Consider the following 15,116-nt stretch of genomic DNA (forward strand, 5'->3'; position numbering starts at 1 on the left):
AGCGAGAAGAAGATAGCCGAAATATGCCGTATAAGACGATTTAAAGTTACGAAGTGAATACTGAGCCTGATGATTGGCACTAGCCAAAAGTCGCCGACAACGTCGGCCTAACTTGACCAAAATATGCAGTTTGCGATATCCTACATTTGTAGGATAGTAATTTATGCGTAGTTTGTAAAAATATAGTTTGGCCTCACTCGCTAGAATTAATAAATCAAATATATTTTATTGGGTAGTTAAGTGAATACTCTAAGTAATTTTGGGGGACTGTAGTGAAAAAAAAAATCATGTGGCTGCGAAAATTGCAGTATTAACATTATGTATTTCGTCAACAAGTACTGGTATTGCATCTCATGGTGAAAATTTCCTTAAAGATGCAGGTAAAGCTGCAACTCAAAACGTACTTGATAATGCGTTAAAAACCATAATAGCAGAGACAATTTCAAAATCATTAGCAGGAGCAGGAGTATCAGGAGCTATTGCTGGACCAATAATAAATATTGCGTTTGCAACAATGTTTGGTGGAGGTAGCCAAAATTTATCAGCAGATGATATTTGGAATATGATAAAGTCCAGAGTATTTAATGCTATTGATTTAAAAATTGAAGATAGATTGATAGAGGAAGATAAATTAAATTTATATACCTTTAGATCGCAAATGATTGATATGGAAACGCAAATTTCTGAATTAGATAAATTTACTGGGGAAGCAAAGCAAAACAGATTAAGAAGTATATATGATAAATTAAGTGGTATTGCAGATGATATCGAGAGGGTCGTAGAAAAAAATAAAAAACTTTCAAATATTGAGTATTTGCTCGATAAGGAACACTATGCTGAAGCAAATGGCCAAGTGTTTAAATGGGTGCATGCAAGGCCGAGATTAAGAATTATGCAATTATTTGCAACTATGCATTTGGCTGCTCTAAATGCAAAACTAACACTTGCTTCAATAGTTGATCCTATTTCTTATGATAAAGATTTAAAAAAATATAATTTAACTGTTTTTGATTATAAAGAGCATGTTGCAAAAAATGCTGAGTTATTAAATTATTGGCGTTACAAGGTGTATGATACATATATTATCAATAATGGACACTACCTATTTAGCTTAAGTTTAAGATATAACTTAGACAAAAGTTATTCTGAGAATGATGCTCGCGGCATTTGCCAACAAAAATATAATGAAATTATGTTTCCAAGATATGATGATTTTGCTAATTTTACATACGGTCATATTGATGCTCGCGACTATAATAAAAATAGAAATGAACCAGATGATTACTACCTTTATGGCCGAAATGGGGTTAATGGAGATGAATACGTTGCTAACTGTGTAAAAATGGCGACTGTAGTCAATAATAAATTTTGGGATTTGGCTTTGCAAGATGTAGAAACAAATAACATAAAATCAGAACTATTGGAGGTTGCAAATTCATGGAGTTATATATCTGACTATCGGTATTCTACAGATCCAGTCTATAGTTTTAAAAAGGGAAACATGTGCTTACATGCTATGGGTAAAAATAATGGAGATCCTTTAAGACTTCGAAGCTGTAATCCTTCTTCAAGAAACCAAATGTTTCTCTATGACTCAGAAAAACAAGCACTTCATTCATTGATTGATACAAATAAGTGTGTTGATATTTCTAGAAAAGAAAATGATGCACCCATTTATCTTTATGATTGTCACTTTAGAGAGAATCAACAATTTAGTTTTTCGCCATTTCCAAGTAAGCCTGGTTATGTCTGGATAAAAAGTGCTCAAAAAGTCAGGGGGAAACCACTAGCTCTTGATAGAAAAGACTTGGGGATGACAGCTGATACTGAAATTATTGCATTTAGTCAAAACCGTGGAGAAGCACAGGACTGGATGCTAGAAGTTAAAAATATTCATCAACCTGAATTATATACCTTCGAGTTTAAAGGTAATTGTTTACACATAGATGAAGCTAAAAGTGGTTCGAATGTATATATAAAGGGCTGTGATGATAGTTTGAATCAACGCTGGGTTTACCAAAATAACTCTTTAAGGCCGGTGTTGAATCCAAGCTACTGTGTTGATATTTCTGGGTTTGGTAGAGCAAACAGAACAAATATATTTCTTTTTAATTGCCATGAATTCACAAATCAAAAATGGGATATCAGATCTAGATATAAAGGTGGTGTAAGTATAGTTAGTCATCATTTAAATGAAGATGGAAAAGAGATGGCGTTAAACCGAATTGGCGGTGGACCTAATGTTGCAACATGGCTGCATGAAGAAGGTAAAATTAATGAGAAGTGGAATTTAAAACATTATAAGCAGTATTCATTTATAAAAAATATTGATACAAATGGAAATGAAACTGGGCAATGTTTGGGTGTTGATTCCACAAATGTAACTACTGGTTCCAATGTGATCAAAACACAGTGTAATGCTAATTTACTTAACCAACAGTGGATTTATCTTGGAAATACATTAAGGCCTGCAATAAATAATGGTTTATGTGTTGAAGGATCCGAAGATGGCACAAGCGCATATTTGAAAAGCTGTGTTCAAAATGAAGCTGGGCAACAAATCACATTTACTGGCGAGGAGTTTTTTGTTGGAAATAAGAACTATACTTTGCTAGAGGTGAATAATATTTCCTTTTTTTGGAAATTTTCTAGAGCCAACCAAATTCATATTGCAAAGAAATATGATCATCCAGAATGCTATTGGAATTCTTTAGAATGGAATGAAATGGATTCTTTATCGCAAACACTTTGGAAAGTATTAGGATGGAATAGTAGTAACTGGGGATCAGGTATCTCTTATATTAGTGAACGTTTTTGGGGGGAACCTGATACAGTAGGTCATACCAATGAAGACTGGAGTATGGAAAATAATTTAACCTTTTTAAATAATTATCAACGTTCGGCAGCAGTTAACCTGGGTTATACTAAGAATTTATGGGATACGTCTCAACAGTATGAATGTCATATGCAATAAATAGTTATTAGCAGTGTCGTTTAGTTAACTTTAAAAAATAGACTCTCCCTCAGTATTATTTTGGGAGAGTTTTTTATTAATTGTAAGTACATTAGTAGTATCTCAAAATAGATATTTACTAATTGCATCAAACTCATTTTTAGGCTGATACTTTTCACCCGTTTGTTCGATAAAAGAGCCATAGTGCCTGTTAAGCATTTCTATCCCTCTGTGTCCTAATTGTCCTGCTAACCAAAAAAGGTTTTCATTCTGTGCGATCATCAGGCAAGCATAGCTGTGCCTAGTCTGATAAGGGTTTCTGTAACGAACGCCAGAACTTTTGATTGCCGGTCTCCAGCCTGTCATACGCAACTGTTTATCATTCTCCCAGGGCTTATTTTGAGTCGGATGATGGAAGACATAGGCATCTTGATTAAGAGTGTAATTTGCCTGGTCCTCTAAAGCTTTTCTTGCAGGCTCAAGCATGATGACCTTGCGAATGCCTTTCTTGCCCGTTTTTGTTCCTTTAATGACACCGTCAACTTTAGCTTGATCCACAAGGATATAGTTTTCCCTGAAGTTTACCTTTTCCCAGGTAAGGCCAATCAGTTCACTGGTACGCATGCCGGTAAAGAATGCGGTGGTAAATATGTTACGCACCTGGCCTTTCATACACGACAGTATTTGCTCAATTTCCTGCAGGTTAAAGGGGTCACACTCGTAATCACTTTCCTTAGCCTCTTTGATAATCTCCTGATCTAAATCGATATCTTCCAGTGGACTTCTGAGAATGATCCGGTCGGTTACTGCCTGTTTTAATACCTGCTTTAGTGGTATCAGGTGATTAACAATTGTTTTTCGTTTACATGACAGGCTCTTAGTATAAATCCAGTCCCGTATGTGTTTTGCCTGTAACTCTTGCACAGGGATATCCCTAAACACAGGCAATAACTGGCCGGTGACAGATTTTTTATAGTTTCGTGCAGTACTCCTTTCTTTTAGCTGGTCAACCTTCTGAAGATATCCGTCAAGTAGGTCGCCGACAGTAACACCATCATGGTATGTCTCACCGAACATCGTGCAGCGTTTGGAGTCAGGGAAGTGGTTTGAATATTTAAACGTCCTACGTTGTATCTCGTAGATAATGGTGCCGCGTTTACTAGCGGCATACGCAAGGTCTTTTTTGAGGTCACTCGTAAACTGTTTTTTGTGCGAAGGGGCTTCAATTTTAGGTATTTTACGATTGGATATCGTTTCACGACACTTAACCCCTCGGTAAGAAAAATAAATTCTGATACTGACGGCTGCTTTAAGTAAACGAACTTCAAGCCCACCAGGGATATCCAGGCTGTTAATGATTTCTTTTATTTCGTCCATGGCTGCTTACCGATGTTTATAAACACTTTTGGCGGCGAAGTTATTTACTTCTTTAAGATTGATCCAAATAACACCGTCAGCGGCTTTTCGGAATTCACAGCCTTCTTTCCAGATACCTCGGCTTTTTTTATGGTTGAATGCGTTGGCTGTATCACCTGATAGTTCGTAGTATTTTTTAAGCTTAACCCACTGTAACATGTCTTCCTCCAAGCCCTGTATAGTGTGTTCTGTACATTTATTTAGATAGGTCAGACTCACCCAAAAATTACCGTCAGCAGCTTTTCTGTACTCTCGGTCTTCGATCCATATGCCTTTTGTTCTTAGTTGGGTGAAGTCACTGACACTCACGTTGAATAATTCCCTGAACTTTGTGGCTCTTATCCACTTGAGCATGTAACCCTCCTGTGGTTATTGCCCCTGTGCTGTTCTAGTCGCTTCAATCTCATCCCGTATCACGGGTACATCACGAGGCGCACGGATATGAAAGTTCACCTGGTTCATCGCTCTTTCACTGATAAATTCATTACCCCGGTGAGGGTAGGGGGTGATGGTAATCGACTTACCCAGCTTAAAAGCCAGTGTGTAAGCAACGGTCATAATGCGTACGCGATGACCATAAACCAGTGTTATTTCTGCATCTTTCGAGTTTCTACCCCGCAGAATAAGTCGGAAGTCTCCTACCCGCAGAGACTGTCCAACTTGGCGACCTAATATCAACATGATTCTCTTCCTGTGTTGACTGCCCATGTCTAGGCAAGTGTTATACGCTTACTGTGTTGTATCCTCATTCTTAACAGGGTTGAGCATGTTGCTGATGGCTTGGTTAGCGAGACCTGCAGCAAGATCCAGTGACAGCTCTGTTGCCAGAAACTGCATACCTCTTCTCCGTTCATGTTGATAATGGATGACGCGTGTATTGGGTTTCCAGGGAATAAATCCGTTTTTATTTTCTGCTGATGTAGTCATGTCGTTCCCCTTTTTTTAGGCAATAAAATGCTGTGGCTCATACCTGAGCGTGTTAAAAAATAAATTTATGTTATGTGTTAGTAGCCAGCAGGCTCTATTAATAATTTACGGTAAGTTTTACGTAGTAAATAACGTAGTCGTAGCCAAAGCGCTGTATTTACTTCTCGCTTAAGTTGATAATCTCTGGCTATTTTATCCCAAACTAATTCGGCTTCTGTTTGATTCCTCCTTTTAATCTGATGAACTTCTAACGCCGCTGTTGAATGGATAGGGGAGGCCATAGTTTTCATGCGGCCTCCTGCAGAACATAATCAACAGCATTTTGTTGGTTGACTGCCTTGGTAAATAACTGCAGACATAAACTAGCGTGTTGTTTGTTTTTGCTGTGGATAACCAACAGGCTTTTTTCTGCGTTAATACACCCGGTGATAAATACATTGATAAAATAGGGGTATTGCTTATCTAACTCAGGTAATGTCATCTGCAGATGAACACGAAAAAATAATTGGTTATCCACAATGGCCAATGTGCTACAGCCGTTGACGGGGACAAAACACACCTGGCATTTAAAATCGTTAGTGGATGAAACAAGGTTTGTTGTTGATATGCCTCCTACTAAGTGTTCGACAAGATAATCCACATTACTTTTCAGCTGATAAACAGTGGCATACTCTTCCATGAGTTTTCTCCTTTAGGGTAATCATCATCCAGTGACATATACTCCGGTCGTCGTGATGTGCGCTGTATAACCCGTACTTGTCTGGGTTTATTTGGGTTATCGTTTACAACGAGTGCCACACTGTTGATAGTGAATACAGCTAAAAGCATGGCAATCATAGGTGGAATTTTTAACCTGATAACATTGAGGCGAATAAGCTCGGCTACCAGATGGGCACGGTTTGTCGTCTTGAGTTTGTAGTGAGCGTTTTTAATCCGACGGCTGACACTATCAGGTTCAATATTATGATCCCGTGCAATAGCCTTATCCGTTTTCCCGGATAGAAGACCTAAGCAGTACAGTGTTTCACGCGGTGCAAGGTAAGGATTAGTGAGATGTGCTTGCCAGTGTCCGTCTGATGTTGTGACTGTGCTATCCATAGCATTACTCTTACAGTAGATAACTTAGTTAAAAGTTATATATTGCAATGTAATTGTTGTCAAGTATTGCAATGTAAGTTTTTATGTAATGCTTTAGGGCACGTTTTGAAGTGAGGTATTATTTGTTTTGGTGAGATCTGCCTCGGATAGCGCTTATAAGGGCTATTACAACTTCTGCATCGTCATAGCTTATTGAGTCTTCAATAACCATTTTGTGCAATTCAAGTGATGCTCGCTCGAGGGCTTTACGGTTAATCTGTTTATCATCCTTTAAGCGATTTTCAAGCTCTTTGCTTTTGAGGTCAGGGTTTTGATCTCTAAATTCGGGTGATATCTCAGATTCATCTGAAATAAGCCATCCATAAGGCGCTCCAGTTATCTCTGCGATTTTTTGTAGAGTTTTGTCTCTTGGCTGGGTGCGCTTTTTAGGATCAGGACTTTCCCATAAGCCAATAGTTGGCCTTGCAACACCAAGCTTGTTAGCAAGCTCTTCTTGAGTTAAGCAAGCACTAGCTCTTGCAGCTCTAATTCGTTCCCAAAGTTCACTCATATGTTTCACTGACATTTCTTTGACAATTAAAAAAGCATAAGCTAGGATCGATCACGTGTAACATGTAATAGTTTTGCATTGTAATTTTTAAAGCAACAATAAAAGACCGGCACACCCTTGGGGTGTCCGGCCATATAAAAACCAGTACAAAGTGTTATTTCTGGTCCGCCTATGCGGCGGACAAGTGACTTCTAAACTGCCTATGCGGCAGCTCTGTAACACGTTTTGTATTGTATACACTATACAAAATCCGGGGTGTATTGTCATTAGGCTTGATAGTGCTGTATATCTGGACAGTGACTTGTCAAGGAGGACTTATAGGGACATAAATTCACTTCATGTAAATAAACGTTCGTAATTCAATAAATAATATCCACGCCTTTTGTTCGTAAAAAAGGCGAGAGAATTTTTATTGTCTTAATTTTTTGTGAATGACGAATTGGAAAAAAATGTTGAACAGTTCAGCAGGATTTTTTTCACCCTGAATTTATTAACGGGTGTTTTTTCTTACAAATTTCAGGCAGAAAAAAACTGCTTACCCGTGAGAGATAAGCAGTTTTTAATTTGACAAAGAGACTCAGTAATTATGGATAATTCAAACGAAAAAAACAACCATTTCCTCTATTTTTTTAGGAGGATGGTATGAGCATTCATGCTATGACCTGGGCTTTTTCCCTTCAACAATTGGACCCTCATAAAAAAATAGTGCTTTTATCTCTGGCCGATAATGCCAATGACGAAGGTTATTGTTGGCCATCGATGGACACCATTGCTAAAAAATCCTCGATGTCTAAATCCACGGCACGACGTCATATTAAATCACTCGAAACACTCGGATTACTCACCAAACAAAATCGAGTAAAAATTAATGGCGCGACCGGCACAAATTATTTTTTATTACATGTAGGTGCCAAACCCAAAGAACCTGAGCCAGATAAAGAATCACTTACACCCGAGACCAAACAAAATGAGGGGTGTCAAATTGAACCCCCTACAACCATAGGGGTACCACCTAGTGACACCCCTATAACAGAAGGGGTGTCAAAGCTCTGCAAGGGGGAGGGTGTCAGAGCTGTGACACCCAAACCATCAATAGAATCCCCAATAACTACTACTACGACTTGCGCGCGGGAGGACAATGATCCGGCGCTCGAAATTTTTAACCGTGGTGAACCACCCCCGAAAAAAAATCCGGTGGCTAAACCCATGACGGACGATTGGGAACCTGATTGGCCATTGCTGGAAGCAAAACTACTGCGCGCAGGTATACCCAAACAATTTGCCAGTGAACAACGTGACGAATTTGTTTTGTACTGGGTGGGGGAAGGTAAACAACACCCGTCGTGGGAGGCCAAATTTTTTAATCACCTTCGACACCAGTATCGACGGTATCAAGCCCAACAAACCAGAGAAAACCAGCTTCAACACGCACTCAACGAGAAAAACAACACTCGGGTAAACATCATCAACCACGAAAAACACACCATGGAGGTGAGTTATGCACAGCGGACGGCAGTTACTTCAGAAAACGATTCATTCCGTCAACGACTCGAAGACACAGACTGGTGAGCAGCACACGACAGACGAGAATCCACATCAGCAACGCGCACAAACGGTGTCTGCATTACCCGCAAAAGCCCAACGTGCGTTGATCAACAAGCTGTTTGGTATGTTCGAAACCGTGTGGCCCTTGCAGTTCAAAAAGGCCTGGCCGTTGGATGTACCCACGTTAGCCAATAACGGCGTTAACCTGGATTACAAACTTCGCAGTGCCAAACTGCAGTGGTTGAACAACGAACGTTTTCAACAACTCACACCCACCCAGGTGGAACAGGGTATACAACATGTGGAGTCGGAATCTCGATTTATACCCTCGTTGGCGGACTTTATCCGCTACTGCACGACCGTTGATTACGAACAGCACGGCTTACCCACCGTTGAACTCGCTTGGCAGGAGGTCACTCACCATTGTCACGAACAGACGACACATGCTTGGAGTCACGAGGCCGTCTACGCGGCGGCTAAAGCCACAGACTTTTTTAGCATACGTTGTGCTCAGGGTGACGAAGTAAAAGCGCTGAGAAAGACCTTTGAGAGCCTATATCGACAATTATGTAACCGCATTGCACGCGGTGAACAGATACCCGACGTCAGACCCGCGTTAGAAGACGCTAGGCGTCAATCACTACTGGATATCAACGAGCAGTATCACGAAGCTAAGCTGCAGGCTCAGATCAAAGCTCAAGGTTTACAACAACTGACGTCAGCTAAGTCGGCGTTGGCCGCAATGAGATCCCGCTTAGCCAATGGAGCTAACTCAGCATGAGACCAAACAAATACCTCAATCATTTAACCCCGGCGCATATGGCTAAACGAAAAGATCTCGAAGGGCAGGAACAGCAAGCCTTATTTATCTGGATGCATACACGTTACAGAACGCTGTATGACTGCGCTTTTCATGTACCGAATGGTGGTCATCGTCATGTTGCGGTTGCCAAGAAATTGAAAGGTGAGGGCGTTAAAGCGGGGGTGCCAGATATTTTAATTTTACAACCGCGTGGTGGGTATCACGGACTTGCCATCGAGTTTAAAGCAACACCGCCAAAGGATGCAGCTGTTAGCAGTTCACAGCTTGAATGGATTAATAGGTTAGCAGAGAACGGGTATATGGCGGTTGTCTGCAAAGGCTTTGCGGCTGCAAAAGAGGCAATAACTCAATACGCCAATTTACCCATCGATTCACATTAAAACCATGTCAGAACTCGATTCAGTAGAAGCATATAAACGGGATTGTTTAGCACGCTGGATGTTAAGTAAAAAAACAGACGAAAGTATTCGTCGTTGGTTAAAAAAATTACCGGAGCAGTATCAGAATGACATGCGACAACGGCTAAACACGGAGAGGGAAAAACGTAAACGGAGACGCTACGGTGATAGGTACCATACTCGCACAAATGGACCCGGTAAAAACATACACCAGCAAAGAACTCGCGGACATTATGGGTACAACACCCAGGGTTATAACCCGCGTGCTTAACCGAGCGTGTAAGCATGGCCTTGTGGATAAAATTCAGACCGAGAATAAAAACGACAGAGTATTTCAATCACGGCAGTTGATGCTTGAGTTATCGGTAGAAAAAGCCATTGCTTCGTAAGCTCTTTCTGGGCTACCGAGTACTACAACGAAGCAATGAAAGGTACGCAGTATTTAAGACCATTAGTTAGATTCGTAGAAAACGAGAAAGTTTCTCACCACAGGACGTACACATGGATAAATATGCACATGCAACACTTTGCCAGGTTGCCAAACGGTGGCTACTAAAAACGGTTGGTTGCTCTGTAGCTTTTGCCGAGCTGAAAGCAAACTCGCTGACATTGGAAGAACCTGATGCGATAGGTTGGATACGGGGTGGTAGAGATTCCTTTCTTGTTGAGGTTAAAGTCAGTCGTGCGGACTTTCATGCAGACCGTAAGAAGTTTTTTCGACAACACCCCGAATTTGGTGTTGGTAAATATCGGTATTTTATGACGCCACCCCGGTTGTTAACTGTAGATGATTTACCACCTGGTTGGGGACTGCTGGAAGTTCAGGGAAAAAAACGGGTGAAATTAATTCACGGCCAGCATCCTAAAAAACAACAACGACCTGAATTTATATTCCAGCAAAATACTCAGGCGGAACTCGCGATGCAGACTTCCATATTACGACGTACTAGCCTGCGAATTGGTGATCTACAAACATTTAATGCAGTCATCGTGCATAACTATGAACAGCGTGTACTTAGATTAAAAAAAGAAATACGCGCGTTAGAAGCTGAGAAAAAAGCGTACTTAATTTAATAAACACTATTCACTGTACTCTCCAGGCGATAAGCCAATTGCAGTCCAACAAGACACGCTAGAGGACATCAAAAGGACATGAATGTCCCAAGACCATTTAAGGAGTAATGTATGGCCAACGCAAGTGTAATGGCACTATTAGGGCATCGAACCGTTCAACACGATGCGATCCCTGGCGGAATTCCAAGGCTTACAGCGGAGGACGTGGCTGGCGCGTTAGGGATGGCAGACATATCACGAGAAGCGTACTTATTTGGGTTACTGAAGTACGTGGGGGATAAGACAGTTATTCACGAGCTGGATAAACTCACACAGCACGCAGTCATCCTTTTCGGACTTAAAAATAAATGGCGGGCGCCTTTCGCCGATGACGACAAACGCAGTATGTTTTTTTTCTTACAGCTGGGGCGGTTGGTGATCAATGAGTTAGTGGGTGAGAATATTTGTCCTACCTGCAACGGGACGGGGGTGTATATTGCAAAAGCCAGAAAGTGTTCTTGCTCAAATGGTCGAAGACCAATGCCAAAAGCAAGCCAAGCGAAGTTCTGCGGAATGAAGCCAAATGCGTGGAAGCAAACATGGCATGATCGATATACCGCATGTGTAGCAGAATGTTATTTGTGGGAAACAGACATTGCCGCTGCTATTTCTACCAAAATAAATTTATTTCAGCAGACGAGTTGATTTCATGGCGATTCAGGGGTATATTTTTCTCAGAATCCAAAATTGTATCTAGTATAAAAGCCCGTTAAGTCGGGCTTTTTTAATTATGATTCATGATGTAACACAGGAATGTATAACGCTCAGTACCAAAACGAAGCCCTGTCTAGTAGGAGATGTATGTGAAGGCACCGTTATTTATTGCTTACTCAGTGTTAATATTCTTGATGGGAGATTTTTTTGTTCTCTCTGTTGGAGGCGAAGGATTCTTTATTGATAAACATGTTGTCACATATTTTATCTCGTGGGTGGCATTCCTACCTTGTAGTTTATATATAATAAAAAAATCAATCCAAAAACCTTTTGTTATACTATTAACAGCTTTAGGGATATTCTGTTATGTGTATGCATTAACTGAAGTGTTAGATAATAGATTAAAAACAGCTCAGCTATTACTAACAAGTAATCTTCGTTCATCAAAGACACCAGTATTACTAGAGAATGTTTCTCTGGAAGAAGCTAAAAGCAGGTTGGTCAATCCAAAAGTACTCTATTCTGATTGTTGCAGGTTTACTTTTTGTGCAGGGAAAATGGTGAATAATAAAGCTGAAGTCATTATCGCAGATTTATACCTAGATAAAAATAAAATAATGATGCTTGAGAAAATCGAATTTTTAGCAGACGCTAATAACGAAACACGCTTGAAAGAGTGCTTTGACTAATTGGTCTCATATTTATGAGTATTAAGCCCGTTATAGCGGGCTTTTTTTATGTTTGTAATAAGGACACTTTTATGAACATTACCCGACTTGTTGTGCATTGTTCTGACTCACCGAATGGCAGGGATGATTCAGCTGCAGATATCCACCGTTGGCATATAGGCCGTGGTTGGGTAGGTATTGGTTACCATCGTGTTATTCGACGTGATGGACGAGTAGAGCATGGGCGTCCTGATTACTGGATAGGTGCTCATGTGGCTGGACACAACAGCACAAGCCTGGGGGTGTGTTTAATTGGTCGTGATCAATTTACCAATGAGCAGATGCAAAGCTTGGAGCGTGTAATACACGATTGGAAAGCCAAATATCCAGCTGCTGAAGTGTGTGGCCATTGTGATTTAGATACGCACAAGACATGCCCTAATTTTGATGTAAAAGATTGGTGGTCTGTTGTCAGCGATATTGATGTATTAAACAGTAAAACGAACCAGATCGGTAAGCAGTGATGTGTTGGTTAACACTCCTCGAGCTTATATTGTGTGCAAGCATATTTGCTCTGGGATTCACTGTTGCTATTTACCGGGAACGAAAATAATCTTATCAAAAATACCGAGCATCTTTAAAAAGAAAAGCATCAGATAAAAATGAGTATCAATAAGTTAATTCCTGATATTGCTGGCTCCATCATCAGCGGCCTTGATGATTTATTTACCAGTGATGAAGAACGACTTAAAGCCCGGAATAAAACCCTCGAAACACTTAACCAGCCGCATATCCTCCAAGCCTTAACCACACTAGAAGAAGCTAAGCATCCATCCATATTTGTATCCGGTTGGCGTCCTGGCCTGGGTTGGTTATGTGTAGGACTACTGACGTATGCCTGGATACTAAGAGATCTGATTATCATTGGTCTATCCCTCGCTAATCGTACTGATGTCGTCGAAATGTTACCCATCATTGATACCAGCCAGCTCATTACTTTGGTCTTAACATTATTGGGGTTAGGCGGTATTCGCACCATGGAAAAAGTGAAAGGTGTTGCCCGGCAACGATAGACAATGGTTAGCCCGATGATTACCGAGAAGATAATTTCTAACGCACCTTATGCGGCCAGTGCCGTGACCGTTATTGCTGGATTTACGGTAAAAGACTGGGGGGTGATTATCGGTGTAATTTTAACACTGATAACCGTTATCGTGAATTGGGTTTATAAGCACCGGCAAGATCAGCGTGAATCTGCTTTGTTTAATCAGAAGATAAATCACCATCAGAAACATAAAAACAATTAATAGTTGTGCACGGCCCACTTCGGTGGGCTTTTTTTTTAAGCATTAGGGAAAATAATAATGGACATAATACCTTTTAAATTTAATACATCTGCAGTGCGAGTGATTAACAAAGAGGGTGAGCCTTGGTTTGTGGCAACAGATGTTGCAAACGCGTTAGGGTATCGAGATGCATTTAATATGTGTAGAGCTCTAGATGATGATGAAAAGGATACTCATACAGTGAGTACCCCTGGTGGAGACCAAGAGCTAAAGGCTATCAATGAGTCTGGTTTGTATTCGGCCATCCTTAAAAGTCGTCGGTCTGAAGCCAAAGCATTCAAACGCTGGGTAACACATGAAGTACTGCCTAGTATTCGTAAAAATGGTGGTTATATTGCCGGTCAGGAAAAAGATGATCCAAGCCTGGTGTTAGCAAAAGCGTTGCAAGTGGCTCAATCTATTATTGAAACAAAAACAGCTCAATTAGATGTGGCTAAGGAAGAGATTAAAGCTGTGCTCCCTAAGGCTGAAGCTTTTGAGAAAATAGCAGGGGGTGATGAGAGCTTTTGTATTACTAACGCGGCTAAAGACTTACAGATAAAACCAAAGGATTTGTTTAGCTGGTTATCTACAAACAAATGGATTTATCGCCGTCCGGGTGCTCCTGGCTGGACCGCCTATCAGGATAAAATTCAACGTGGCTTTTTAGTTCATAAATTTACAGCGATTGAACGTCAAGATGGCTCAGAAAAGATCGTTGATCAAGTGCGTTTAACAGCTAAAGGCGTTGCAAAGATAGCCCATCAATTAGTTCAATACCATTAAGTAAGGTCTTCTCTTTTTATTGTCCCTTGCCCACTACGGTGGGCTTTTTTTATAGATTATGCGGTACTAAAAAAGTGGGGTGCTATTTTAAAAAAGCTTAAATATGCTTTTAAAAGAAAAAAGTTAATCAGTCAGTTCATTAAGCTATATTTTTGATTGATTATAGGGTTGCATCAAAATCACTCATATAAATAGCGACGGTTAATTTTCCTAAAGCGTCCTTAAAGTGACGTAATATATTACGTCACTCTGACGTATAACAACCGTTTAAATATTAGACAACTTCTTAAATATCATATAGATAGCTACATGTGCGAAGTATGGATTTGGCGTAAAAAGTGTGAATTGCTTATAATTTGTTGGAGTGTTATACGTCACTCTGACGTAATATCTTGCGTCAGAGTGACGTTCATTAATAGTTATGCTCAAGGAGAAATAAGTGATCTGTCCGAATTGTAAGGAAAATAAAATTCCATTTTCATCTTGGGGAAAAAATATGACTGGAACCCAAGAATGCAACTCCTGCGGCCAAAAGACAAAAATGAGTTTTTTAGGCTGGATAATTGTTTTATCGGCTATATCTCCTTGGGTTTACTTCTTCTCAATGCAAATTGCGGGTATAGATATTGGGTCAAATTTGCACACTGAATTTAGGTACTTAAGATATGGTCAAATACCATTGCTCCTCCTAATAATTCCGTTTTGTATACTTGCCGGTAAAATTGGCTTAAAAAAGGCAGAAAAGTGATATGCGCATAACAAGAGCATGCATTGGACATTTTTTCCGTTGCAAAAATTGGCATTCGCTTCGCTCATTTTATGCCAATTTTCTGCACTCCAAAAATGCAAATGATGCTGGC

General features: G+C 40.2%; 21 protein-coding genes. 13 read left to right on the forward strand and 8 right to left on the reverse strand.

From position 1 onward, the window contains the following. The first annotated feature begins 289 nt into the window (after positions 1–289). Positions 290–2,974 (forward strand): ricin-type beta-trefoil lectin domain protein, encoded by a 2,685-nt coding sequence (locus tag KCG35_RS26995; protein WP_215821898.1) that lies wholly within the window; start codon positions 290–292, stop codon positions 2,972–2,974. Positions 2,975–3,076: 102 nt separating this feature from the next. On the opposite strand, the gene KCG35_RS21375 is transcribed toward KCG35_RS26995, so the two are convergent. The 8 genes from KCG35_RS21375 to KCG35_RS21410 form a co-directional block, all read right to left on the reverse strand. Then, a complete protein-coding gene (locus KCG35_RS21375; protein WP_215821899.1) occupies positions 3,077–4,330 on the reverse strand; it encodes a site-specific integrase in 1,254 nt (417 codons plus the stop codon). Between the two features lie 6 nt (positions 4,331–4,336). After that, positions 4,337–4,723 carry an excisionase family protein gene (gene xisR / locus KCG35_RS21380; protein ID WP_215821900.1) on the reverse strand — a complete coding sequence of 129 codons (387 nt, stop codon included), beginning with the start codon at positions 4,721–4,723 and terminating at the stop codon, positions 4,337–4,339. A gap of 15 nt (positions 4,724–4,738) precedes the next feature. After that, positions 4,739–5,050 carry a hypothetical protein gene (locus tag KCG35_RS21385; protein WP_215821901.1) on the reverse strand — a complete coding sequence of 104 codons (312 nt, stop codon included), beginning with the start codon at positions 5,048–5,050 and terminating at the stop codon, positions 4,739–4,741. 48 nt (positions 5,051–5,098) lie between these two features. Beyond that, a complete protein-coding gene (locus KCG35_RS21390; RefSeq protein WP_215821902.1) occupies positions 5,099–5,296 on the reverse strand; it encodes a hypothetical protein in 198 nt (65 codons plus the stop codon). 77 nt (positions 5,297–5,373) lie between these two features. Then, positions 5,374–5,586 (reverse strand): hypothetical protein, encoded by a 213-nt coding sequence (locus KCG35_RS21395; protein ID WP_215821903.1) that lies wholly within the window; start codon positions 5,584–5,586, stop codon positions 5,374–5,376. Then, entirely contained in the window at positions 5,583–5,975 is a 393-nt protein-coding gene (locus tag KCG35_RS21400; RefSeq protein ID WP_215821904.1) for a hypothetical protein, read from the reverse strand. Before KCG35_RS21400 ends, KCG35_RS21395 begins: the two co-directional genes overlap by 4 nt. Continuing rightward, complete coding sequence (locus KCG35_RS21405; RefSeq protein ID WP_215821905.1) at positions 5,945–6,394, reverse strand: helix-turn-helix transcriptional regulator; 450 nt, start codon at positions 6,392–6,394, stop codon at positions 5,945–5,947. The genes KCG35_RS21400 and KCG35_RS21405 overlap by 31 nt, the downstream gene beginning before the upstream one ends. 118 nt (positions 6,395–6,512) lie before the next feature. Then, entirely contained in the window at positions 6,513–6,944 is a 432-nt protein-coding gene (locus tag KCG35_RS21410; RefSeq protein WP_215821906.1) for a helix-turn-helix transcriptional regulator, read from the reverse strand. A 642-nt stretch (positions 6,945–7,586) separates the two neighbouring features. Here KCG35_RS21410 and KCG35_RS21415 point away from each other — a divergent pair. The 12 genes from KCG35_RS21415 (at position 7,587) to KCG35_RS21470 (ending at position 15,004) form a co-directional block, all read left to right on the forward strand. Next, positions 7,587–8,513, forward strand: coding sequence for a DnaT-like ssDNA-binding domain-containing protein (locus KCG35_RS21415; protein ID WP_215821907.1), 927 nt, complete (start codon positions 7,587–7,589; stop codon positions 8,511–8,513). Next, on the forward strand, positions 8,443–9,270 hold the full coding sequence (locus KCG35_RS21420) for a replication protein P (protein WP_215821908.1): 828 nt from the start codon (positions 8,443–8,445) through the stop codon (positions 9,268–9,270). The genes KCG35_RS21415 and KCG35_RS21420 overlap by 71 nt, the downstream gene beginning before the upstream one ends. After that, positions 9,267–9,692, forward strand: coding sequence for a VRR-NUC domain-containing protein (locus tag KCG35_RS21425; protein WP_215821909.1), 426 nt, complete (start codon positions 9,267–9,269; stop codon positions 9,690–9,692). The genes KCG35_RS21420 and KCG35_RS21425 overlap by 4 nt, the downstream gene beginning before the upstream one ends. A gap of 182 nt (positions 9,693–9,874) precedes the next feature. Then, the gene (locus KCG35_RS21430) at positions 9,875–10,099 is read left to right on the forward strand and encodes a winged helix DNA-binding protein (protein WP_215821910.1); all 225 of its coding nucleotides are present in this window, start codon (positions 9,875–9,877) and stop codon (positions 10,097–10,099) included. Between the two features lie 112 nt (positions 10,100–10,211). After that, entirely contained in the window at positions 10,212–10,784 is a 573-nt protein-coding gene (locus tag KCG35_RS21435; RefSeq protein ID WP_215821911.1) for a hypothetical protein, read from the forward strand. A 111-nt stretch (positions 10,785–10,895) separates the two neighbouring features. Then, entirely contained in the window at positions 10,896–11,468 is a 573-nt protein-coding gene (locus tag KCG35_RS21440) for a hypothetical protein (RefSeq protein WP_215821912.1), read from the forward strand. A 158-nt stretch (positions 11,469–11,626) separates the two neighbouring features. Then, complete coding sequence (locus KCG35_RS21445; RefSeq protein ID WP_215821913.1) at positions 11,627–12,166, forward strand: hypothetical protein; 540 nt, start codon at positions 11,627–11,629, stop codon at positions 12,164–12,166. Positions 12,167–12,237: 71 nt separating this feature from the next. Further along, complete coding sequence (locus KCG35_RS21450) at positions 12,238–12,669, forward strand: N-acetylmuramoyl-L-alanine amidase (protein ID WP_215821914.1); 432 nt, start codon at positions 12,238–12,240, stop codon at positions 12,667–12,669. Between the two features lie 138 nt (positions 12,670–12,807). After that, positions 12,808–13,218, forward strand: coding sequence for a 3TM-type holin (locus tag KCG35_RS21455; protein WP_215821915.1), 411 nt, complete (start codon positions 12,808–12,810; stop codon positions 13,216–13,218). A 15-nt stretch (positions 13,219–13,233) separates the two neighbouring features. Continuing rightward, positions 13,234–13,452, forward strand: a complete 219-nt coding sequence (locus KCG35_RS21460; protein WP_215821916.1) for a phage holin — start codon at positions 13,234–13,236, stop codon at positions 13,450–13,452. Between the two features lie 57 nt (positions 13,453–13,509). Continuing rightward, on the forward strand, positions 13,510–14,256 hold the full coding sequence (locus KCG35_RS21465; protein ID WP_215821917.1) for a phage antirepressor: 747 nt from the start codon (positions 13,510–13,512) through the stop codon (positions 14,254–14,256). A gap of 439 nt (positions 14,257–14,695) precedes the next feature. Next, a complete protein-coding gene (locus tag KCG35_RS21470) occupies positions 14,696–15,004 on the forward strand; it encodes a hypothetical protein (RefSeq protein ID WP_215821918.1) in 309 nt (102 codons plus the stop codon). Positions 15,005–15,116 lie beyond the last annotated feature (112 nt).

The organism is Zooshikella harenae (assembly GCF_018837975.1).
Taxonomy (GTDB): Bacteria; Pseudomonadota; Gammaproteobacteria; order Pseudomonadales; family Zooshikellaceae; genus Zooshikella; species Zooshikella harenae.

Bases quoted from the DNA above. Each gene is read 5' to 3' on its own strand.
- KCG35_RS21405 (WP_215821905.1), bottom strand. From the start codon at position 6,394: ATGGATAGCACAGTCACAACATCAGACGGACACTGGCAAGCACATCTC.
- KCG35_RS21440 (WP_215821912.1), top strand. From the start codon at position 10,896: ATGGCCAACGCAAGTGTAATGGCACTATTAGGGCATCGAACCGTTCAA.
- KCG35_RS21395 (WP_215821903.1), bottom strand. From the start codon at position 5,586: ATGAAAACTATGGCCTCCCCTATCCATTCAACAGCGGCGTTAGAAGTT.
- KCG35_RS21385 (WP_215821901.1), bottom strand. From the start codon at position 5,050: ATGTTGATATTAGGTCGCCAAGTTGGACAGTCTCTGCGGGTAGGAGAC.
- KCG35_RS21410 (WP_215821906.1), bottom strand. From the start codon at position 6,944: ATGAGTGAACTTTGGGAACGAATTAGAGCTGCAAGAGCTAGTGCTTGC.
- KCG35_RS21425 (WP_215821909.1), top strand. From the start codon at position 9,267: ATGAGACCAAACAAATACCTCAATCATTTAACCCCGGCGCATATGGCT.
- KCG35_RS21390 (WP_215821902.1), bottom strand. From the start codon at position 5,296: ATGACTACATCAGCAGAAAATAAAAACGGATTTATTCCCTGGAAACCC.
- KCG35_RS21420 (WP_215821908.1), top strand. From the start codon at position 8,443: ATGCACAGCGGACGGCAGTTACTTCAGAAAACGATTCATTCCGTCAAC.
- KCG35_RS21415 (WP_215821907.1), top strand. From the start codon at position 7,587: ATGAGCATTCATGCTATGACCTGGGCTTTTTCCCTTCAACAATTGGAC.
- KCG35_RS21435 (WP_215821911.1), top strand. From the start codon at position 10,212: ATGGATAAATATGCACATGCAACACTTTGCCAGGTTGCCAAACGGTGG.
- KCG35_RS21375 (WP_215821899.1), bottom strand. From the start codon at position 4,330: ATGGACGAAATAAAAGAAATCATTAACAGCCTGGATATCCCTGGTGGG.
- KCG35_RS21460 (WP_215821916.1), top strand. From the start codon at position 13,234: ATGATTACCGAGAAGATAATTTCTAACGCACCTTATGCGGCCAGTGCC.
- KCG35_RS21465 (WP_215821917.1), top strand. From the start codon at position 13,510: ATGGACATAATACCTTTTAAATTTAATACATCTGCAGTGCGAGTGATT.
- KCG35_RS21400 (WP_215821904.1), bottom strand. From the start codon at position 5,975: ATGGAAGAGTATGCCACTGTTTATCAGCTGAAAAGTAATGTGGATTAT.
- KCG35_RS21455 (WP_215821915.1), top strand. From the start codon at position 12,808: ATGAGTATCAATAAGTTAATTCCTGATATTGCTGGCTCCATCATCAGC.
- xisR (WP_215821900.1), bottom strand. From the start codon at position 4,723: ATGCTCAAGTGGATAAGAGCCACAAAGTTCAGGGAATTATTCAACGTG.
- KCG35_RS21450 (WP_215821914.1), top strand. From the start codon at position 12,238: ATGAACATTACCCGACTTGTTGTGCATTGTTCTGACTCACCGAATGGC.